Origin of the sequence: Caulobacter sp. Root655 (assembly GCF_001427665.1) — a bacterium.
Classification (GTDB): domain Bacteria; phylum Pseudomonadota; class Alphaproteobacteria; order Caulobacterales; family Caulobacteraceae; genus Caulobacter.
In genome coordinates this window covers 1-21,009 of the sequence record NZ_LMHC01000022.1, presented here as the reverse complement: position 1 = coordinate 21,009, position 21,009 = coordinate 1, and the positions used below count along the sequence as shown (strand labels likewise).

The window sequence follows — 21,009 nt, the reverse complement described above, 5'->3', positions numbered from 1 at the left end:
TGTGATCGCCAACCGGCGGCGCACGTCACTGGCGCCCTTAGAGCGCTGGGACGGATCTCAATCTGGGGGAAGGAAACCGGAATGCCGCGTCGCAATCTTTCACATCGCAATCTCATGTTCTTGGGCGCCTCGGCGCTCGTTCTCTGTTCCGTGGCGCCCACCATGGCGTTCGCTCAGACCGCCACGCCGACCGACACGGTCGACGAAGTGGTCGTCACCGGCATTCGGGCCAGCCTGAAGTCGGCTCAGCAAATCAAGCGCAACGCCGAGCAGGTCGTGGACTCGATCACGGCTCAGGATATCGGCGCTCTGCCGGACCGCAGCGTCTCGGAGGCCCTGCAGCGTATTCCCGGCATCACCCTGCAGCGCACCAACGAGAACCGCGACCCGGCGCGCCTGGCCTCGGAAGGCGGCGGGGTGTTCATCCGCGGCCTGTCGTGGGTCCGCAGCGAGGTCAACGGCCGCGACATCTTCTCGGCCAACAACGGTCGGGCCCTGTCGTTCGAAGACGTGTCGGCCGACCTGCTGGCCGGGGTCGATGTTTATAAGAACCCGTCGGCCGAACTGGTCGAGGGCGGCATCGGCGGCATCGTCAACCTGCGCACCCGCAAGCCGTTCGACTCCAACAAGCGCCTGCTGGCCTTCTCGGCCGACTACAACTACGCCGACCTGCGCGACAAGGGCTTCATCTCCGGCAACCTGCTCTACAGCGACCGGTGGGACACCAAGATCGGCGAGATCGGCCTGCTGGTCTCGGGCAGCATCGGCAATATCGGCAACCGCACCGACAGCATCCAGACGGGCCGCTTCGAGGAGCGCACGCTGACCGCTCTCGACAACCCCGCCGCGGTCGGCAAGGCGGTGGGCGACAAGGTCTATATTCCCAACTCGGTCGGATGGCGCCGGATCGACTGGCAGCAGAAGCGCACGGCCTTCGCCGGCGCCCTGCAATGGCGTCCGAACGACCAGTGGGAAGCCACCCTCCAGGTCCTGACGGCCAAGGCCGACCCGCACGACATCGAACGGGCGTTGGGCGACACCAACGGCGGCTACGCGGCGACCGGGGCCGGCTATAAGTACGACAGCCAGGGCGCCGTCACCGCTGGCACGATCAACAATATCGGCCTGACCGCCGACAGCCGCTATGGCGAGCAGCACAAGAAGACCGAAGACTACGCCTTCAATCTGAAGTACACGCCCAACGCCAACTGGGCCTTCAGCACCGACTTCCAGTACGTCAAGTCGCACGCCACCGTGCTCAGCATGACGGCCTTCACCCAGATGAGCCAAGCCACGCCGTCGAGCCTGACCTTCGACATCGGCGGCGACGAGCCCGTGCTGAAGCTCAACCAGGCCACCGACACCACGCGGACCCAGTCGGCCTATTGGTGGGCGGCGGCGATGGACCACATCGAGGACAACAGCGCCGAGTCCAAGGCGGCCCGGGCCGACCTGGAATACACCTTCGACGACAATGCCTGGCTGAAGTCGTTCCGCTTTGGCGTCCGTGGCACCGACAAGGACGCGGTCACGCGCCAGACCGGCTACAACTGGAGCCTGCTCAGCAGCCAATTCTGGGGCGGCGGCCCGCCCGTCTACCTGAATCAGACGGGTTTCGACGCCACCCATCAGAACGACGGGCTTCCCGTCCAGTCCGAGCTGATCACCTACAACAACTTCTTCCGCGGCGACGTGCAGCTGCCCGGCGTGGCCTGGTTCCCGCACGAGTCCCTGGTCAGCAACGGCACGGCCAACGCCTACAATTTCCTCAAGAACACCGAGAGCGCGGGCTGGGGCTGGGTGCCGTTGACCGAGGCCAGCTACGCCACCTCGGGCCCGGCCGGCGACAACCCCAACGGCGGCACCAACATCCAGGGCGAGAAGACCAAGGCCGCCTATGCGCTGCTGCGCTTCGGCAACGACGCTTCGCCGCTGGGCCGCATGGACGGTAATATCGGCGTCCGCGTCGTGCAGACCAAAGTCGACGGCGGCACGTCGCTCATCAAGGTCGCCGCGCCTCAGGGCACGCCCGCGGCCTGCGCGGCGGCCCCGCCCGCGGGTGGGTGCGCGGCGTTCAACAACGCCTACGCCTTCACCCAGGGCGCTTCGATCGTCGGGACCGGGTCGTCCAACAGCTACACGGACGTCCTGCCCAGCGCCAACCTGCGGTTCTTCCTGCGCGACGACCTGCAACTGCGCTTCGCGGCGGCCAAGGCCATCGTCCGCCCGACGTTCAGCCAGATGCAGGCCTACACCAACCTGAGCTTCAACTTCGAGGCCGACGGCTTCACGCCCAAGGCGATTGATCCGCGGACCGGCAGCGGCGGCAACCCGTTGCTGAAGCCGACCAAGTCGAACCAGTTCGACAGCAGTCTGGAATGGTACTTCAACTCGTCCGGCAGCCTGACCTTCGCGGCGTTCTACAAGGACATCTCGAACTACATCTTCATGGGCAACGGCCTGGAGACCTACGCCTCGGGCGGTCAGACCTATCAGTTCAACGTCAGCCGCAACATGAACGGCTCGAAGGGCAAGATCAAAGGCTTCGAACTGGCCTACACCCAGTTCTACGACTTCTTGCCCGGCGCGCTCAGCGGCCTGGGGCTGCAGGCCAACTTCACCTTCGTCGACAGCAGCGGCGGCAAGAACACCGCCGTCAACCTCAACGAGTCGGCCCAGATCGCCGGCGCGGCTGACCAGACCCTGCCGCTCGAAGGCCTGTCGCGGACCAGCTACAACGTCGCGGCGATCTACGAGAAATACGGCATCTCGGCGCGCCTGGCCTATAACTGGCGCGAGCGGTACCTGCTGACCACCTCGGCGGCCAACATCCAGCGGCCCGTGTGGTCGGAGGACTTCGGTCAGCTGGACGGCTCGATCCTCTATTCGGTCAGCGACCAGCTGAAGGTCGGGGTCCAGGCGACCAACATCCTCAACGCCCGGACCTATCTCGACGTGGGCGGCGCGAACTTGGCGCCGCGCTACAGCTGGACCGACTCCGACCGCCGGGTCGCCGTGGTCCTGCGCGGCAGCTTCTAGGGCCGACACTCCAGGCGCCTCTTCCGCTATCCTTCCGGCCTGACCGGGAAGATCGCGGGAGGGGCGTTCGGCGTTCTGGCGCATCCCTCGCGGGTGTCGCATGGTCGGCCTAGAGCATCGTGCGGAAAAGTGGGGACCGGTTTTCCGCTAAAACGATGCGAAAACAAAAGCCTAGAGCAAGCCGGGCGATTCCTATATCGCGCGGCTTGCTCTAGGCAGCGGGAGAGGGTGGGTTGGACAACCGGATTCGCAAGATCGTCATCGTGGGGGGCGGGACCGCCGGCTGGATGGCGGCGGCGGCGTTCAGCCGGCTGCTGGGCGAAAGTTTCGTCGAGGTCGTGCTGATCGAGTCCGACCAGATCGCCACGGTGGGGGTGGGCGAGGCCACCATTCCCCCCATCCGCCACTTCAACGACAAGCTGGGCCTGGACGAGGCCGACTTCGTCCGCCAGACCCAGGCCAGCTTCAAGCTGGGGGTCGACTTCCAGGACTGGGGGACGATCGGCCACCGCTATTTCCATGCGTTCGGCGATTTCGGCGCCGACATCGAAGCCGTCGGTGCCCATCATTACTGGCGAAAGTTGCAGGGCCTGGGCGAGGTGTTCCCGCTCGAGGACCTGTCGATGCCGACCATGGCGGCCTATCGCGGCAAGTTCATTCCGCCCAATCCCGACCCGCGGTCGGTGATGCACGACTATTCCTACGCCTTCCATTTCGACGCCTCGCTCTATGCCCGCTACCTGCGCGGCTATGCCGAGGCGCGCGGCGTCGTTCGGACCGAGGGGCGCATCGTCGATGTCCAACTTCGTGGAACCGACGGCTTCATCGAGGCCGTGGCGCTCGACAGCGGCGATCGGGTCGAGGGTGACCTGTTCATCGACTGCTCGGGGTTCCGGGGGCTGCTGATCGAAGGGGCCTTGAAGACCGGCTACGAGGACTGGTCACACTGGCTGCCCTGCGATCGCGCCATCGCCGCGCCCTGCGCCAGCGGCGGCGACGGTCTGACGCCCTACACCCGCGCGACCGCCAGGGCCGCGGGCTGGCACTGGCGCATCCCGCTGCAGCACCGCACCGGCAACGGCTACGTCCATTGCAGCCAGTTCGTCGGCGAGGACGAGGCGGTCTCCGACCTGCTGTCCAATCTCGACGGCCCGCTGATCGGCCAGCCCCAGACGATCCATTTCACCCCCGGTCGGCGGCTGAAGGCCTGGAACAGGAACTGCGTCGCCATGGGTCTGGCCAGCGGGTTCATCGAGCCTCTGGAATCGACGTCGATCAACTTCATCCAGACGGCCATCGGCCGGCTGCTGGACTTCTTTCCGAACAAGGACTTCGATCCGACCCTGGTCGATGAATTCAACCGTCTGTCCAGGCAGGAGATGGAGCAGGTGCGCGACTTCATCATCCTGCACTACAAACTGACCGACCGCACCGACAGCGGCCTTTGGGACTATTGCCGGGCGATGGCGATCCCCGACGGCCTGGCCCACAAGATCGAGGTGTTCCGGCGCACGGGTCGCGTGGTGATGCACGAAGGCGACGCCTTCGCCGTGCCCAGCTGGCTGGCGATCTTCCAGGGCCTGAAGGCCGTGCCGGAGCGCTATGATCCGCTGGTCGATCGAATGAGCGTCGAACAGATACGCGAGGTCCTGGCCGGCCGTCGCGCGGCCATCCTGCGGGCGGCCGAGGCCATGCCTGGCCAACAGGCCTTCATCGACAAGTTCTGCCGGGCCGAGCTCCCGGCCGCCTGAACGGAAAGACAGGATCGCGCATGACCGACGCAAGCATCCGCAAGATCGTCATCGTGGGCGGCGGCACCGCGGGCTGGATGACGGCCGCGGCCCTGTCGCGCGTGCTGCGCGAATTCCGGGCCGAGCCCAGCAAGGTGGCGATCCAACTGATCGAGGCCCCGGACATCGGCACGGTCGGGGTCGGTGAGGCGACCATCCCGCCGTTGATGCTGTTCAACCAGCTTCTGGGCCTGGACGAGGACACGTTCATCCGTGAAACCCAGGGCACCTTCAAGCTGGGCATCGAATTCGTCGACTGGACCCGGCTGGGCCACCGCTACGTCCACCCCTTCGGCCGTTACGGCGCCGACCTGGAGGCCAGCGCCTTCCACCACTATTGGCTGAGGCTGCGGTCGCTGGGCGACACCACCGAGTTCGGCGACTATTCGCTGCCGACCCTGGCCTCATGGATGCGCCGCTTTGACCGACCGACGCGGGATTCGGCCTCGGTCATGTCGACCTATTCCTATGCGTTCCATTTCGACGCGGCGCTCTATGCGCGTTTCTTGCGCGGCTACGCCGAGGCGCGCGGGGTGGAGCGGATCGAGCGCAAGGTCGTCGACGTCACCCTGCGCGGCGCGGACGGCTTCATCGAGTCGATCACCCTGGACGACGGGCGCGTCGTGGACGGCGACCTGTTCATCGACTGCTCCGGCTTCCGCGGCGTGCTGACCGAGGGGGCGCTGAAGACCGGCTACGAGGAGTGGTCCCACTGGCTGCCCTGTGACCGCGCCGTGGCCAATCAGAGCGAGAGCGTCGAGGACCTGACGCCGTTCACCCGGGCCACCGCCCAGACCGCTGGCTGGCAATGGCGCATTCCGCTGCAGCACCGCATCGGTAACGGCTACGTCTATTCCAGCCCGTTCATCAGCGACGACGACGCGACGGCGACCATGCTGCGCACGCTCGACGGCAAGCCCTGCACCGATCCGCGTATCCTGAAGTTCACCGCCGGGCGGCGGCGCAAGGCCTGGAACAAGAACTGCCTGGCCATCGGCCTGGCCGGCGGGTTCATGGAGCCGCTGGAGTCCACCAGCATCCACCTGATCCAGAGCGGCGTCACCCGGCTGATCCAGCTGTTCCCGGACCGGAATTTCGACCCCGTCCTGCTCGGCGAATACAACCGTCTCACCCAGCAGGAATACGAGAAGATCCGTGACTTCCTGGTGCTGCACTACCACGCCAACGAGCGTGCGGACTCGCCCCTGTGGAAGCATGTCCGCGAGATGTCGATCCCCGACACCCTCGCCCACAAGATGGAGCTGTTCCGGGCCTCGGGGCGCCTGGCGTCCATGGGCCTGGACCTGTTCCAGGAGCCGAGTTGGCTGGCGGTGTTGATCGGCCAGAACGTCATGCCGCGCGGCTATGACCCCCTGGTCGACCTGATGGATCTCGATCGGGTCAGGAAGAACCTGGCCGCCATGAAGCTGACGCTGAGGCAGGCGGCCGAGGCCATGCCCACCCATCGCGACTTCATCGCCGCGCACTGCGCCGCGCCGTCGAGCGAGCTGACCGTTTCGCGGGAATGGACGCGACGTACCTAACCGGCGCCGCCTTTGCCGATGACGCCTTCGCCAACGAGGGCAAGTAAAATGATAGCGCTATCATTTTACTTGCCTGTTTCATTTGTATGATTATAACTACATGGCGAGATCGATGCGCTTCGTGGGTCGATCTCGGACGTTTCGTGCGGGATCATCTCCCCGAAACCGTGCGGCATTCTCCCGCGCATCGTCCCCTGCGACGATGCGCGGATTTTTTTGTCACGAAGCTAAAAAGCTGATCGATTGTCACGGCGGCGAGGCCTGGATTTGCAATCGAAGTCTTGCCAGGAAATTGTCGTACTTATACTAATGATAACGGTAACACAGACGTCGCGACGAGGCCCGCGCCTCCGGAATGACGATCGAGCGGGGAGGCGGCGTTGCACAATCAGGATGGAGCCCAGGCCGGACGCCGGGGTCCGCTCGCCTTCCTCGCCGCCTTGGCCGCCGCCACGGCCCTGATCAGCGTCCCGGCCGTCGCCGCCGACCTGCCCAGGCTGGTCGCCAAGGACGGTCGCCATGCCCTGCTGGTCGACGGCGCGCCGTTCCTGATGCTGGGCATGCAGGTCAACAATTCCAGCAACTACCCCTCGCAGATGCCCAAGGTCTGGCCCGCCGCCAAGGCCCTGCACGTCAACACCCTCGAGGTTCCGATCGCCTGGGAGCAGATCGAGCCGGTCGAGGGGAAGTTCGACTTCTCCTATCTCGACCTGCTGCTCAAGCAGGCCCGCGACAACGACGTCAAGCTGGTGATCCTGTGGTTCGGGACCTGGAAGAACAATGGCCCCAGCTACGCCCCCGAATGGGTCAAGCTGGACAACAAGCGCTTCCCGCGGGTGATCAACGCCAAGGGCGAGGTCAAGAACTCGCTGTCGCCGCACTTCCCCGCCACGCTGGAGGCCGACAAGAAGGCCTTCGTCGCCCTGATGCGCCACCTGAAGGCGGCCGATCCCGACCATACGGTGATCATGGTCCAGCCCGAGAACGAGACCGGCACCTACAGCGCCATCCGCGACTTCTCGCCCACGGCCCGGAAGCTGTTCGACGGCCCGGTTCCGGCGCAACTGGTCAAGGCGATGAAGAAGTCGCCGGGGACCTGGAGCCAGGTGTTCGGCAAGGACGCCGACGAGTTCTTCCACGCCTGGCACATCGCGCGTTTTGTCGACGAGGTCGCCGCCGCCGGCAAGCGCGAGCTGCCGCTGCCGATGTACGTCAACGCGGCCCTGCGCGACCCCTTCAAGTGGCAGGACCCCTTCACCTATTCGTCGGGCGGGCCGACCTGGAACGTGCTCGACGTCTGGAAGGCGGCGGCGCCGTCGATCGACGCCCTGGCCCCCGACATCTACATGCGCGAGAGCGCCAGCGTCCGGAAGACGCTGGAGCAGTACGGCCGTCCCGACAACGCCCTGTTCGTGCCCGAGATCGGCAGCGACAAGGGCTATGCCCGCTACGTCTACGACGTGCTGGGCCAGCAGGGCCTCGGCTTCTCGCCGTTCGGCCTGGATCAGACCGGCTATTCCAACTACCCGCTCGGCGCCAAGACCGTCGACGCCCAGACCCTGGAGAACTTCGCGGTCCACTACCGCCTGCTGGCCCCGATGGCCCGCGAATGGGCCCGGCTGTCGTTCGAGGGCAAGGTCTGGGGCGTGGGCGAGGCCGACGACAGCAAGGCCGAGACCCTGGCGCTGGGCGACCGCTGGAACGCCCGCGTCACCTACGGCGAATGGCAGTTCGGCTCGATGGAGGCCCCGTGGATGGCCAAGGCCGAAAAGCAGCCCAATCGCGAGATCCCCGATGGCGGCGCCCTGATCGCCCAGCTGTCGCCCAACGAGTTCCTGGTCACCGGCTACCGCGCACGCGTCACCTTCGGATCGATCAAGGGCGAGCGGATGATCCTGGCGCGGGTCGAGGAGGGCCATTTCGACAACGGCCAGTGGGTCTTCGACCGCCTGTGGAATGGCGACCAGACCGACTACGGCCTGAACCTGACGACCCTGCCGCAGATCCTCAAGGTCAAGCTGGCCACGTACTAGATCGAGCTTTCATCCACCCACTTCCGTTTTCCCGGCGAAGGCCGGGATCCAGATTCATCCGGAGCCTCTCGTGGGCTTCACCTGGGCCCCGGCCTTCGCCGGGGAAACGGACTGAGGGGCAAACGACACAACAAGACCCACTGATGGGGGAGTAGACCCGATGCGCATCCAAGTGAAACCCGCCGGCCTGATGATCGGCCTGGCCCTGGCCCTGCTGGCCTCGACCAGCGCCTTCGCCCTGGACGGGGCGTTCGAAAAGACCGCCGACGGCGTGATCGTCACCCCGGCCTCGGGCCCGGCCAAGAAGGTCCGGCTGCAGGTGATGAACGACCGCATCATCCACGTCACCGCCGTCCCGACCGACAGCCTCGACACCCCCAAGAGCCTGATGGTCGTCGCCAAGCCGGCGACCGGCGGCTTCACGGTCACGGAGGCCGGCGGCAAGCTGGTGCTGAAGACCGCCAAGGCCTCGGCCGAGGTCTCGCTGGCCGACGGCACGGTCGACTTCAAGGACGCGGCCGGCAAGGTGGTGCTGGCCGAACGCGACCGCGGCGCCTTTACCCCGGTCAAGGTCGACGGCCAGGACTTCTACGAGGTTCGCCAGCAGTTCAATCCGGGCACGGACGAGGCCTTCTACGGCCTGGGCCAGCACCAGAACGGCCAGATGAACTACAATGGCCAGGACGTTGAACTGCTGAACTACAACCGCACCGTCGTGGTGCCGATGCTGCTGTCGAGCAAGGGCTACGGCCTGCTGTGGGACAACAGCTCGATCACCCGGTTCGGCGACCCGATCCCTTACGGTGTCGCCTCGCGCGACCTGAAGGTCACCGGCCTGGACGGCCAGCCGGGCTTCACCGCCAAATACTATGTCGGCGGCCAGCTGAAGCTGACCCGGACCGAGGCCGACATCGACTACCGGTTCCTCAAGGACCTGCCCAACATGCCCAAGGAGCTGCTGGGCGCCGACGGCAAGCCGCTGGCCGACAAGAAGGTGGTCTGGGAAGGCACGCTGACCACCGACAAGGCCGGGGTCCACAAGTTCGAGCTCTATTCCAGCGACTACGCCAAGGTCTGGATCGACGGCAAGCTGGTCATCGACCGCTGGCGGCAGAACTGGAACCCCTGGTACCACGACTTCGACGTGGCCCTGACCCCGGGCAAGGCCCACAAGGTCAAGGTCGAGTGGCTGCCGGACGGCGGCTACATCGGCCTGCTGCACAACAACCCGATGCCCGAGCCGGACCGCCACTCGTTGCAGCTGACCTCCGAGGTCGGCAAGGCGATCGACTACTACTTCGTGGCCGGCGCCGATCTGGACCAGGTGGTGGCGGGCTATCGCGACCTGACCGGTGACTCCGTGATGATGCCGCGCTGGGCCTATGGCTTCTGGCAGAGCCGCCAGCGCTACGAGACCGCCGACCAGCTGGTCGGCACGGTCAAGGAATATCGCAAGCGCAACCTCCCGCTCGACAACATCGTGCTGGACTGGCGCTACTGGACCGACCCGACCTGGGGCAGCCACAAGTTCGACGCCTCGCGCTTCCCCGACCCGAAGGGCATGATCGACGAGGTGCATGCGCTGAACGCGCACTTCATGATCTCGATCTGGCCGAAGTTCTATCCGACCACGGACAATTACAAGGAGCTCGACGCCAAGGGCTACATGTATCACCGCAACGTCGAGCAGGGCGCGCTCGACTGGGTGGGTCCGGGCTATCTGAACTCGTTCTACGACCCCTATCCCAAGGAAGCCCGCGACATCTACTGGCGCCAGGTGAAGGACAACCTGAAGGTCCTGGGCGTCGATGCCTGGTGGATGGACGCGTCCGAGCCCGACATGCACTCCAACCTCGACGTCCCCGAGCGCACCAAGCGCATGGGCCCGACGGCGATCGGTCCGGCGGCGGAATATTTCAACAGCTATGCCCTGCCGCACACGCAAGGCGTCTATGAGGGCGAGCTGGCCCTGAACCCGGACGTGCGGCCGTTCATCCTCACCCGCTCGGGCTTCGGCGGCCTGCAGCGCAACGCCTCAGCGGTGTGGAGCGGCGACGTCGTGGCGCGCTGGGACGACTTCCGCGACCAGATCTCGGCGGGCGTGAACCTGTCGATGTCCGGCATCCCCAACTGGACCACCGACATCGGCGGCTTCTCGGTCGAGAAGCGCTACGAGAACAAGGAGCCGGCCCACTGGGCCGAGTGGCAGGAGCTGAACCTGCGCTGGTTCCAGTTCGGCGCCTTCAGCCCGCTGTTCCGCAGCCACGGCGAGGCCCCGTTCCGCGAGATCTACACCCTCGCCGACGAGGGGACCGACGTCTACAAGAGCCTGGCCTGGTACGACGAGCTTCGCTACCGGCTGATGCCCTATGTCTACACCCTGGCGGCCGATACCTATCAGCGCGACGGCAGCATGATGCGCGGCCTGGTGATGGACTTCCCGAACGACAGGAAGGCTCAGAACGTCGACGACCAGTACCTGTTCGGCAAGGCGTTCCTGGTCGCGCCGGTGACCCAGTTCAAGGCCCGCTCGCGCGACGTCTACCTGCCGGGCGCCACCACCTGGTACGACTTCAACACCGGCAAGGCCTTCAAAGGCGGCCAGACCATCAAGGCCGACGCGCCGCTGAACCGCATGCCGCTGTTCGTGCGGGCCGGTTCGATCGTGCCGACCACCGTGGTCCAGCAATATGTCGGCGAAAAGCCCGACGCGCCGCTGACCGTGGTGGTCTACGCCGGCGCCGATGGCAAGTTCGAGCTCTACGAGGACGACGGCCTCAGCAACGGCTACCAGCGCGGCGCCTGGAGCCGCATCCCGATGAGCTTCGACAACGCCACCGGCCGCCTGACGATCGGCGCCCGTTCGGGAAGCTTCAAGGGCATGCTCGACAAGCGGGTGATCAAGGTCCGCTTCATCGGGGCCGGAGCCAAGCCGGTCGACTTCGACACGGTGGACGCGACGGTGGAGTACAGCGGCCAGCCGGTGGTGGTGACGCGGAAGTAGGGGGCGATTGGGGACACACGCATGCGTGTGTCCCCAATCGTTTCAGATCCTCCCCCTGTGGGGGAGGCGTCGGCGAAGCCGATGGAGGGGGGAGTGATGCGGCTTCGACCGCACGCAGGACCGACCCTCGCAAACTCCCCCCACCGATCGCTTCGCGATCGCCTCCCCCAAGGGGGGAGGACCGGAGAGACGCCCTAGGCCTGAACCACCAGCTTCCTGACGATCAGCGCCGCGGCGTTCACTCGCTCGCCGCCCGGCTCCATCACCTCCAGGTGCACGTGGTCGGTGATGCCGGGATAGTGCCGCTGCAGGCTCTCGACGCTGCCGATGCTCTGGCCCAGGCGCACGGTCTGGCCGACCTCGACGCCCGGCGTCACGTAGAAGGCGCGGGCGACGTAGCCGAGGGCCGGGTTGGTGATCTCGACGAACTTCAGGTCGCTGGAACCGGCATAGGCGTAGCCGATCTTGGTGACATAGCCGGAGATCGGGGCCTTCACGTTCTGGCCGGCCGTCGCCGTGTAGTCGACGCCCTCATGCTCGCGCGCGCCGCCGTCGCGGCGGGCCCCGAACTCGCCGTCGCCGAAGTCGTCATGGCCGCGCGGGGCCGCGCCGGTGGGGTTGGCGAAGTCGGGCGAGCCGTCGCCGTCGATGTCGGCGCCGCTCCAGACCAGTTCCTTGCGGACCGGGCGCTGGGGCTTGGCGGCCATCTCGGCCAGCAGGCGCCGCACCACGGGCGAGCCGCCGCGCGCGGCGTTCGGGTTCTCCATCGCGGCCACGACCATCGGCGCGAAGACCAGGGCCAGCCCCAGGGCGCCGCGCGCCAGGGGGGCGAGTTTCTTCGCGGCCGATGCTTGCATCAATTCGTCCTGGATCGTTTCGGGAAGTCGAACCTTTGCCCGACTAACGACCAGATAAGGCGAAGACGTGGCGAAGCCAGTGCGGCGGTAAGCCGCGTTTGGTTGGATCTGTGTTGGTGGGGATTGGAGAGCTTTACTTTGGATAGAGCGTCGGGTCGATATCTATTTCGGCGATCAAGGTTCTGCCGTGACCCTCTAAACTTAAACGGGCGCCTTCGCCATCCAACATGACGGCGTCCAGCGGTCCCAGATCGACGGCGCCGTCCGGTCCCGCGACGCGCAGGGCGTCGAGCGCCAGCACCAGGGTCACATTCGCCCGGGTCACCACCTCCGCCGCGTCCGCCACGGCCATTCGTCGCGCCTGGGCCCGCCAGCCGCCGCACCGGACCATCAGGTTGAGATCGCGGATCGGCCCGCCGGTCAGGCGCGCCTCGACCCTGGCTTCGCCGGCGAAGGCCAGGGGCGGGGCGGCGACGTCGAGCGTGACCGCCAGGCCGTCGACGTCCAACACCAGGCCCGCGCCCTCGATCACGGTCAGCACCCGATCGACGCCCGGGAAGGCCGAGAACGGCCCGTCGGCGGCGACGTCGGCCAGGCTGATCCGCCATTCGAAGTCGTCCATTCCCGCGCCGGGCGGAAAGGCGGCGACCTCACGGGTGACGCCGCCGCCGTTCTTCCACGGCGTGGCGATCCGGTCGGCGGCGCGCAGGACGCGCACTACAGGATACCCGGCAGGTCCAACCCATGCTCGCGGGCGCAGTCCCTGGCGGTGTCGTAGCCCGCATCGGCGTGGCGCATGACGCCGGTGGCCGGGTCGTTCCACAGCACCCGCGCCAGGCGCCTGGCCGCCGCCTCGGTGCCGTCGGCGACGATGACCATGCCGGCGTGCTGCGAGAAGCCCATGCCCACCCCGCCGCCGTGGTGCAGCGACACCCAGGTGGCGCCCGAGGCGGTGTTGAGCAGGGCGTTGAGCAGCGGCCAGTCCGACACCGCGTCCGAGCCGTCGACCATCCCCTCGGTCTCGCGATTGGGCGAAGCGACCGAGCCTGAGTCCAGGTGATCGCGGCCGATGACGACGGGGGCCTTCAGTTCGCCCGAGGCGACCATCGCGTTGAAGGCCAGGCCGAGGCGGTGGCGGTCGCCCAGGCCGACCCAGCAGATGCGCGCCGGAAGACCCTGGAACTTGATCTTCTCGGCGGCCATGTCGAGCCAGTGGTGCAGGTGCGGATTGTCGGGGATCAGTTCCTTGACCTTGGCGTCGGTCTTGCGGATGTCCTCCGGATCGCCCGACAGCGCCGCCCAGCGGAACGGCCCGATGCCCCGGCAGAACAGCGGGCGGATATAGGCCGGCACGAAGCCGGGGAAGTCGAAGGCGTTCTTGACGCCCTCTTCCAGCGCCATCTGGCGGATGTTGTTGCCGTAATCGACCGTGGGCACGCCGGCGGCCTGGAAGTCGAGCATGGCCTGGACGTGGACGGCCATCGAGGCGCGGGCGGCGCGGTTGACGGTTTCCGGTTCGCGTTCCTTGGCCTGCGCCCACTGGTCCAGGGTCCAGCCGGCGGGCAGGTAGCCGTTGATCGGATCGTGGGCGCTGGTCTGGTCGGTCAGCAGGTCGGGACGGACGCCGGCCGCGAACATGGCCGGCAGCAGCTCGGCGGCGTTGCCCAGCAGACCGATCGAGACCGGGGTCTTGGCCGCGTTGGCCTCTTCGATCCAGGCCAGGGCCTCGTCCAGGCTTTCGGTGGCCTTGTCGAGATAGCCGGTGCGCAGCCGCATCTCGATCCGCGATGGCTGGCATTCGATGGCCAAGCACGAGGCGCCGGCCATCACCGCCGCCAGCGGCTGGGCCCCGCCCATGCCGCCCAGGCCGGCGGTCAGCAGCCACTTGCCCGACAGGTCGCCGCCATGGTGCTGGCGGCCCATCTCGACGAAGGTCTCGTAGGTGCCCTGCACGATGCCCTGGGCGCCGATATAGATCCACGAGCCGGCGGTCATCTGGCCGTACATGGCCAGGCCCTTGCGATCCAGTTCGTTGAAGTGCTCCCAGGTCGCCCAGCGTGGCACCAGGTTGGAGTTGGCGATCAGCACCCGCGGCGCGTCGGGATGGGTCTTGAACACCCCGACCGGCTTGCCCGACTGCACCAGCAGGGTCTCGTCGTCCTCCAGCCGCCGCAGGGTCTCGACGATCTTGTCGTAGCTTTCCCAGTCCCGCGCCGCCCTGCCGATGCCGCCATAGACCACCAGTTCCTCGGGCCGCTCGGCGACGTCGGGGTGCAGGTTGTTCATCAGCATCCGCAGCGGCGCCTCGGTCAGCCAGCTCTTGGCGGTGAGTTCCGTGCCGGTGGCGGGGCGGATGACGCGGGTGTTGTCGAGGCGGGTCATGGCAGGTCTCAGGCTTGGGCGAAGGCCAGGCAAGCCTTCAGCACGTCGGTGAGGGCTTCGCGCAACGGCGCGGCGCGGGGCGGGTGGTAGGGCGTGGGCCAACTATCGGGCGTGAGAGCCGGCGGCTCGTCGATATAGCCGCGGCAGGCCAGCTCCATCTGGACGGCGTGGACGCCGGTGTCCGGCCGGCCGTAGTGGCGGGTGATCCAGCCACCTTTGAACCGGCCGTCGGTGACGCGCGGCAGGCCGGTGGCGTCGCAGGCGGCCTCGACGGCGGCGGTCAGGGCGGGCGCGCAACTGGCGCCGCTGTTGGTGCCGACATTGAACTGGGGCAACTCGCCGTCGAACAGCCGCGGGGCCCGCGAGCGGATCGAATGGGCGTCGTACAGCACCACCTTGCCGTGGAGGCCGCGCAGCCGGTCGAGTTCGCCGCGCAGCGCCGCGTGGTACGGATCGAAGAACCGCTCGCGCCGGACCGCGATCTCGGCCTCGGTCGGTTCCTGGCCGTCGAGGTACAGCGGCTCGCCGTCGAAGGTGTCGGTCGGACACAGGCCGGTGGTCGCCTGGCCCGGATAGAGCGAGACGCCCGACGGGTCGCGATTGACGTCGATCACCGTCCGCGACACGCCGGTGTGGACCACGGTGGCGCCCAGCCCGCCGGCGAAGTCGTAGAGCCGCTCCATCCACCAGTCGGCGTCCTTGCGGGCCAGCCAGGGGGAGACCAGGCGAGGTTCGAGGTCGGGCGAAATCTCGGTTCCGGCATGCGGGATGCTGACGACCAGCGGGGCGTCGCCGCGGTGGATGTGGAGCCAGTCCATCTCACTCATGCTGTCATCCCGGGCGCGGCGATCGCCGTGCGTCCTTCGAGGCTCGGCTTCGCCTCGCACCTCAGGAAGAGGAATTCAGCAATAAAGCTCCTCATCCTGAGGCGCCCGCGCAGCGGGCCTCGAAGGACGCAGGGCGCTTGCCCGCTCACGCCTCCACCCCCGGCAGCTCGACGCTCGACGCCGCCACCACGATCGCCCCCGACCGCACCAGCACGTTGGCCGCCTCCATGTCCGGGTGGAAATGCCGGTCGTCCGACAGGTGCGGCACCTGGGCCCGCAGGATACGCCGCACGTCCTCCAGCGCCGGGCTCGAGGTCAGGGGCGCGTGGAAATCGCAGCCCTGGACGGCGGCCAGCAGCTCGATGCCGATCACCGCCTCGGCGGCCTCGACCATGGCCAGCAGCCGCCGCGCGCCGTGGGCGGCCATCGACACATGGTCCTCCTGGTTGGCCGAGGTCGGGATGGAGTCGACGCTGGCCGGATAGGCCTTCTGCTTGTTCTCCGAGACCAGGGCCGCGGCCGTGACCTGCGGGATCATGAAGCCGGAGTTGAGGCCCGGCTTGGGGGTCAGGAAGGCCGGCAGGCCCGAGCAGGCCGGGTCGACCAGCATGGCGATGCGGCGCTCGGCGATCGAGCCGATCTCGCAGACGGCCAGGGCGATGATGTCGGCGGCGAAGGCCACCGGCTCGGCGTGGAAGTTGCCGCCGGACAAGGCCTCGTCGGTGTCGGGGAAGATCAGCGGGTTGTCCGACACGCCATTGGCCTCGGTGGCCAGGGTGACGGCGGCCTGGCGCAGGATGTCGAGGGCGGCGCCCATCACCTGCGGCTGGCAGCGCAGGCAGTAGGGGTCCTGCACGCGGGTGTCGCCCTCGCGGTGCGAGTCGCGGATCGCCGAGCCGGCCATCAGGGCGCGCAGGGCGGCGGCGGTCTCGATCTGGCCGGGCTGGCGGCGCAGCACGTGGATACGCGGGTCGAAGGGGGTGTCCGAACCCTTGGCCGCCTCGGTCGCCAGGGCGCCGGTGACCAGGGCCGACTGGAACAACCGCTCGGCGTCGAACAGGGCGGCCAGGGCGTTGGCGGTCGAGAACTGGGTGCCGTTCAGCAGGGCCAGGCCTTCCTTGGGGCCCAGCACCAGCGGCGCGAGGCCGGCCTGGGCCAGGGCCTCGGCGGCGGGCAGGCGACGACCCTCGACGAAGATCTCGCCGACCCCGATCATGGTCGCGGCCATGTGGGCCAGCGGCGCCAGGTCGCCCGAGGCGCCGACCGAGCCCTGGCAAGGCACGACCGGGGTCAGGCCGTGGACCAGCATGGCCTCGATCAGGTCGGTGGTCGCCGGCCGCACGCCCGAGGCGCCCTGGGCCAGGCTGGCCAGCTTCAGGGCCATCATCAGCCGGATCACCGCAACCGGCGACGGCGCCCCCGTGCCGGCGGCGTGGGACAGCACGATGTTGCGCTGCAGGGTCTCCAGGTCGGCGTCGCCGATGCGCACGCTGGCCAGTTTCCCGAAGCCGGTGTTGACGCCATAGACCGGTTTGTCCCGCGCCAGGATGCGCGCGACGGCCGCCGCGCTCTCGGCGATCACCGGAGCCGCGCCCGGATGCAGCCGCGCGGCGGCGCCCCGGTAGACGGCCTTCCATTCGGCGAGGGAGACCTGGCCGGGGTTCAGAACGACTTCAGTCACGAAAGACCTTTCCACACACGCGCATGGAGCGGATTGAAGCCCATGCGGTAGACAAGTTGCGCGGGACGCTCGATGTCCCAGATGGCGAGATCGCAGGCCTTGCCGGCCTCCAGCGTGCCCACGTCGTCGAGCCGCCCGAGGGCCCGCGCGGCCTCGCGCGTGACGCCGGCCAGGCACTCGTCGACGGTCATCCGGAACAGGGTGGCGGCCATGTTCAGGGTCAGCAGCAGGCTGGTTAGCGGCGAGGTGCCGGGGTTGCAGTCGGTGGCCAGGGCCAGTGGCACGCCGGCGGCGCGCAGGGCCTCGATCGGCGGCAGTTTGGTCTCGCGCACGAAGTAGAAGGCCCCGGGCAGTAGCACGGCCGTGGTTCCGGCCTGGGCCATGGCGGCGATCCCTTCGGCGTCCAGGTGCTCCAGGTGGTCGGCCGACAGGGCCCCGAATTCCGCGGCCAGGGCGGCGCCGTGCAGATTCGACAGCTGCTCGGCGTGCAGCTTGACCGGCAGGCCGTGTTCGCGCGCCGCCTCGAACACCCGCCGGGTCTGGGCGAGGGAAAAGCCGATGCCCTCGCAGAAGGCGTCGACCGCGTCGGCCAGGCCCTCGGCGGCGACGGCGGGGATCATCTGGTAGCAGACGTGGTCGATATAGCCGTCGGCGTCGCCGGCATATTCCGGCGGCAGGGCGTGGGCCCCGAGGAAGGTGGTGGCCACCGACACCCGGCGGGCCTGACCCAGGGCGCGGGCGGCGCGCAGACTCTTCAGTTCGTCGTCCAGCGACAGGCCGTAGCCGGACTTGACCTCGATGGTGGTCAGGCCCTCGGCGATCAGGGCGTCGAGGCGGGGCAGGGCGCCGGCGAGCAGTTCATCCTGCGACGCGGCGCGGGTGGCCTTCATGGTCGAGACGATGCCGCCGCCGGCCCGGGCGATCTCCTCGTACGAAGCGCCGGCCAGCCGCAGCTCGAATTCGTGGGCGCGGTCGCCGCCATGGACCAGGTGGGTGTGGGGGTCGATCAGGCCCGGCGTGATCCAGCGGCCTTCGCAGTCGATGGAATCGCCGGCCTCGAAAGCGGGGGCGTCGGCGGCGGGGCCGGCATAGAGGATGCGGCCGTTCAAGGCGGCGACCACGCCGTCCTCGACCACGCCCAAGCCAGGGAGATCAGCGGCGAGGGTCGCCAGGCGGGCCTTGCTCCACACCCGATCGCAGCGCATGGCCAGGGATCTCCCGACGCCGTTCGGCCCCTTGCCGTCGGCTTCAATATGTATAGACATATTCACGCGCCACGAGGATTGTCCAGTGACCGACGCCGAGTTTCCGTCCGAACCCGAGCAAGCCGGGGAGCCGGCGATCTACACGCCGCCCGGCGAGGGTCAGGCGACGCCGGAAGCCGCGCCACAAGCCGCGCCGCCACCAAGCGCGTCGCCGGCGGGACCGCAAACCCTGTGGTTCGAACAGGCCCTGCTGGCCGACGGCTGGGCCAAGGACGTGCGGTTCACCCTCAACGACGGCATGATCTCGCGGATCGACACCGATGTCGCCCGCCAGTCTGGCGAGACCGCGCACGGGCCGTGCATCCCCGGCCTGCCCAACCTGCACAGCCACGCCTTCCAGCGCGGCATGGCCGGCCTGGCCGAGGTGCGTGGCCCTGCCCAAAGCGGGGGGAGCGACAGTTTCTGGACCTGGCGCGAGGTGATGTACCGCTTCGTCGACCGGCTGGACCCCGAGGCTCTGCAGGCCATCGCCGCCCTGGCCTATGCCGAGATGCTGGAGACCGGCTTCACGCGGGTCGGCGAGTTCCACTACCTGCACCACGACAAGGACGGCGCGCCCTACGCCGACCCGGCCGAGATGGCGGCGCGGATCGCCGCGGCCGCCGACGAGACCGGCATCGGCCTGACCCTGCTGCCGGTGTTCTACGCCCATGCGGGCTTTGGCGGCGCGGCGCCGGGCGCGGGGCAGCGGCGCTTCATCCACGACGTCGACGGCTATGGCCGGCTGATCGAGGCCAGCCGGAACGCGGTGGCCGGCCTGCCGGGCGCCGTGGTCGGCATCGCCCCGCACAGCCTGCGGGCGGTGACGGGCGAGGAGCTGACGGCGATCCTGCCGTTCGCCCAGGGTGGGCCGGTCCACATCCACATCGCCGAGCAGACGAAGGAGGTCGACGACTGCCTGGCCGCCACCGGCCAGCGCCCGGTGCGCTGGCTGATGAACCACGCCGAGGTCGACAAGCGCTGGTGCCTGGTCCACGCCACCCACATCAACGCCATGGAGACCGAGCGCCTGGCCAGGAGCGGCGCGGTCGCCGGCCTGGCGCCGATCACCGAGGCCAATCTGGGCGACGGGGTGTTTCCCGCCGCCGACTTCCTGGCGGCCGGCGGGGCGTTCGGGATCGGCTCGGACTCCAACGTGCTGATCGACGCGGCCGAGGAGCTGCGGACCCTGGAATACGCCCAGCGCCTGACGCGGCGGGTCCGCAACGTGCTGGCCGGCGGACCGGAGCGCTCCACAGGCGGCGACCTCTATCGCGCGGCCCTGGCCGGCGGGACCCAGGCCCTGGGCGCGCCCCCCGGCGGGCTGAAACGGGGCCGGCCGGCCGACTTCGTGACCCTGGACCGGGCGCACCCGGCCCTGATGGCCCGCGACGGCGACGCCCTGCTGGACAGCTGGGTGTTCGCCGGGCGACACGGAGGCGTGGACGGCGTCTGGCGTCACGGTCGCCAGGTGGTCAGCGGCGGTCGCCACCACGGCCGCGAGGCGATCGTCGCCCGCTACGAAACCGCCTTGAGGAGCGTGCTGGGTTGAACGACGCATCGGCCACCCTGCACCAGCGCATCCGGGGCGAGATCGAGGACCTGATCCGCTCGGGCGCCTGGGCGCCGGGCCGCAAGGTCCCGTCCGAGGCCGAGCTGATGACCCGGTTCGGCTGTTCGCGGATGACCGTCAACAAGGCGATGTCGGTGCTGGCCGAGGCGGGCCTGATCGTCCGCCGTCGCCGCGCCGGCTCGTTCGTGGCCCGGCCGCGCGTTCATTCCACCGTGCTCGACATCCCCGACATCCAGGCCCAGATCCTGGCGCGCGGCGAGACCTACGCCTTCGACCTGCTCGACCAGCGTCGTCGCAAGCCCAAGGCCGGCGACGCCGAGGAGGTCGCTTTGGCGGCGGGCGGCGAACTGCTGGCGTTGCGCGGCCTGCACGTGGCGGCCGGGCGGCCGTTCGCCTTGGAGGACCGGCTGATCAGCCTGGCGGCCGTGCCCGAGGCGGCGTCCACCGACTTCGCCGCCGAACCGCCCGGCGCCTGGCTGCTGCACCACGTGCCGTGGACCGAGGCCGAGAACCGCATCAGCGCGGTGGGAGCCGACGCGGGCGTGGCCGAGCTGCTGGCGCTGGATGTCGGGACGGCCTTGCTGGCGGTCGAGCGCCGCACCTGGCGGGCCGGCGAGCCGGTGACCTGGGTGCGGCAACTGTTTCTCGGCGAGGCCTATGACCTGGTGGCGCGGTTCGGCCCCGCTCGGGGGTAGAGGCTACTTCGCCTTGGCGGTCAGGTCGGCATGGGCGGCATCGATGGCTTCGTCGCGACCGGTCGGGTGCTTGGCCAGGCGCTTCTTGGCGGCCTTGGCCACCTCGGCGGCGCGCGTGGGGGTCAGGGTCGCCAGATAGCGATGGGCCTTGAGCTTCTGGTCGACGGTGACGCCGCGCTTGATGGTGTCGGTCATGGGAGGCTCCTTGGACAGGTGGATGGTCTACAGGCTGGAGCGGTATCCTGAAACCCTCTCCCGGAGGGGAGAGGGAGGGTGTTCAGCCCGGATAGAGAGGTGACAGACCAGCCCGGATAGATGGGTAACAGTTCTCGCCTGATAG

At 68.3% G+C, this 21,009-nt stretch carries 14 protein-coding genes and 1 pseudogene; 8 read left to right on the top strand and 7 right to left on the bottom strand.

Annotation, left to right across the window (positions count from 1 at the left end; all coding sequences use genetic code 11):
• The first annotated feature begins 162 nt into the window (after positions 1 to 162).
• The 5 genes from ASD79_RS14005 (at position 163) to ASD79_RS13985 (ending at position 11,410) form a co-directional block, all read left to right on the top strand.
• Positions 163 to 3,039 (top strand): TonB-dependent receptor, encoded by a 2,877-nt coding sequence (locus ASD79_RS14005; RefSeq protein WP_056723016.1) that lies wholly within the window; start codon positions 163 to 165, stop codon positions 3,037 to 3,039.
• A 233-nt stretch (positions 3,040 to 3,272) separates the two neighbouring features.
• A complete protein-coding gene (locus ASD79_RS14000) occupies positions 3,273 to 4,790 on the top strand; it encodes a tryptophan halogenase family protein (protein WP_082584936.1) in 1,518 nt (505 codons plus the stop codon).
• 20 nt (positions 4,791 to 4,810) lie between these two features.
• Complete coding sequence (locus ASD79_RS13995; protein WP_056722669.1) at positions 4,811 to 6,373, top strand: tryptophan halogenase family protein; 1,563 nt, start codon at positions 4,811 to 4,813, stop codon at positions 6,371 to 6,373.
• A 380-nt stretch (positions 6,374 to 6,753) separates the two neighbouring features.
• Entirely contained in the window at positions 6,754 to 8,406 is a 1,653-nt protein-coding gene (locus tag ASD79_RS13990; RefSeq protein ID WP_056722667.1) for a DUF5597 domain-containing protein, read from the top strand.
• Between the two features lie 160 nt (positions 8,407 to 8,566).
• Positions 8,567 to 11,410, top strand: a complete 2,844-nt coding sequence (locus ASD79_RS13985; RefSeq protein WP_082584935.1) for a TIM-barrel domain-containing protein — start codon at positions 8,567 to 8,569, stop codon at positions 11,408 to 11,410.
• 194 nt (positions 11,411 to 11,604) lie between these two features.
• Here the strand turns inward: ASD79_RS13985 and ASD79_RS13980 are convergent, their stop codons facing one another.
• The 4 genes from ASD79_RS13980 to hutG form a co-directional block, all read right to left on the bottom strand.
• The gene (locus ASD79_RS13980; protein ID WP_056722665.1) at positions 11,605 to 12,267 is read right to left on the bottom strand and encodes a M23 family metallopeptidase; all 663 of its coding nucleotides are present in this window, start codon (positions 12,265 to 12,267) and stop codon (positions 11,605 to 11,607) included.
• Between the two features lie 133 nt (positions 12,268 to 12,400).
• A complete protein-coding gene (locus tag ASD79_RS13975; RefSeq protein ID WP_056722663.1) occupies positions 12,401 to 12,985 on the bottom strand; it encodes a HutD family protein in 585 nt (194 codons plus the stop codon).
• Positions 12,985 to 14,649, bottom strand: coding sequence for a urocanate hydratase (hutU, locus tag ASD79_RS13970; protein ID WP_056722661.1), 1,665 nt, complete (start codon positions 14,647 to 14,649; stop codon positions 12,985 to 12,987). Before hutU ends, ASD79_RS13975 begins: the two co-directional genes overlap by 1 nt.
• An 8-nt stretch (positions 14,650 to 14,657) precedes the next feature.
• Positions 14,658 to 15,467: an N-formylglutamate deformylase gene (gene hutG / locus ASD79_RS13965; protein WP_156400527.1), complete on the bottom strand. Its 810-nt coding sequence runs from the start codon at positions 15,465 to 15,467 to the stop codon at positions 14,658 to 14,660.
• Between the two features lie 32 nt (positions 15,468 to 15,499).
• On the opposite strand from hutG, the pseudogene ASD79_RS23920 reads away from it, so the two are divergent.
• A pseudogene (locus ASD79_RS23920) lies at positions 15,500 to 15,619 on the top strand (hypothetical protein); the annotation flags it as partial.
• A 2-nt stretch (positions 15,620 to 15,621) separates the two neighbouring features.
• Here the strand turns inward: ASD79_RS23920 and hutH are convergent.
• The gene (hutH, locus tag ASD79_RS13960; RefSeq protein WP_156400503.1) at positions 15,622 to 17,172 is read right to left on the bottom strand and encodes a histidine ammonia-lyase; all 1,551 of its coding nucleotides are present in this window, start codon (positions 17,170 to 17,172) and stop codon (positions 15,622 to 15,624) included.
• Entirely contained in the window at positions 17,154 to 18,362 is a 1,209-nt protein-coding gene (gene hutI, locus ASD79_RS13955) for an imidazolonepropionase (RefSeq protein ID WP_056722654.1), read from the bottom strand. The genes hutH and hutI overlap by 19 nt, the downstream gene beginning before the upstream one ends.
• Before the next feature lie 229 nt (positions 18,363 to 18,591).
• Here hutI and ASD79_RS13950 point away from each other — a divergent pair, with 229 nt between their 5' ends.
• Together ASD79_RS13950 and hutC are read left to right on the top strand one after the other, a co-directional pair.
• Positions 18,592 to 19,953, top strand: a complete 1,362-nt coding sequence (locus tag ASD79_RS13950) for a formimidoylglutamate deiminase (protein ID WP_056723010.1) — start codon at positions 18,592 to 18,594, stop codon at positions 19,951 to 19,953.
• Positions 19,950 to 20,669 carry a histidine utilization repressor gene (gene hutC, locus ASD79_RS13945; RefSeq protein WP_056722652.1) on the top strand — a complete coding sequence of 240 codons (720 nt, stop codon included), beginning with the start codon at positions 19,950 to 19,952 and terminating at the stop codon, positions 20,667 to 20,669. Before ASD79_RS13950 ends, hutC begins: the two co-directional genes overlap by 4 nt.
• Before the next feature lie 3 nt (positions 20,670 to 20,672).
• On the opposite strand, the gene ASD79_RS13940 is transcribed toward hutC, so the two are convergent.
• Positions 20,673 to 20,864, bottom strand: coding sequence for a hypothetical protein (locus ASD79_RS13940; protein ID WP_056722650.1), 192 nt, complete (start codon positions 20,862 to 20,864; stop codon positions 20,673 to 20,675).
• Positions 20,865 to 21,009 lie beyond the last annotated feature (145 nt).

Coding starts and splice junctions, on each gene's coding strand:
- ASD79_RS14005 (WP_056723016.1), top strand. CDS start 163: ATGGCGTTCGCTCAGACCGCCACGCCGACCGACACGGTCGACGAAGTG.
- ASD79_RS13995 (WP_056722669.1), top strand. CDS start 4,811: ATGACCGACGCAAGCATCCGCAAGATCGTCATCGTGGGCGGCGGCACC.
- ASD79_RS13985 (WP_082584935.1), top strand. CDS start 8,567: ATGCGCATCCAAGTGAAACCCGCCGGCCTGATGATCGGCCTGGCCCTG.
- ASD79_RS13980 (WP_056722665.1), bottom strand. CDS start 12,267: ATGCAAGCATCGGCCGCGAAGAAACTCGCCCCCCTGGCGCGCGGCGCC.
- hutU (WP_056722661.1), bottom strand. CDS start 14,649: ATGACCCGCCTCGACAACACCCGCGTCATCCGCCCCGCCACCGGCACG.
- hutG (WP_156400527.1), bottom strand. CDS start 15,467: ATGGACTGGCTCCACATCCACCGCGGCGACGCCCCGCTGGTCGTCAGC.
- hutI (WP_056722654.1), bottom strand. CDS start 18,362: ATGCGCTGCGATCGGGTGTGGAGCAAGGCCCGCCTGGCGACCCTCGCC.
- ASD79_RS13940 (WP_056722650.1), bottom strand. CDS start 20,864: ATGACCGACACCATCAAGCGCGGCGTCACCGTCGACCAGAAGCTCAAG.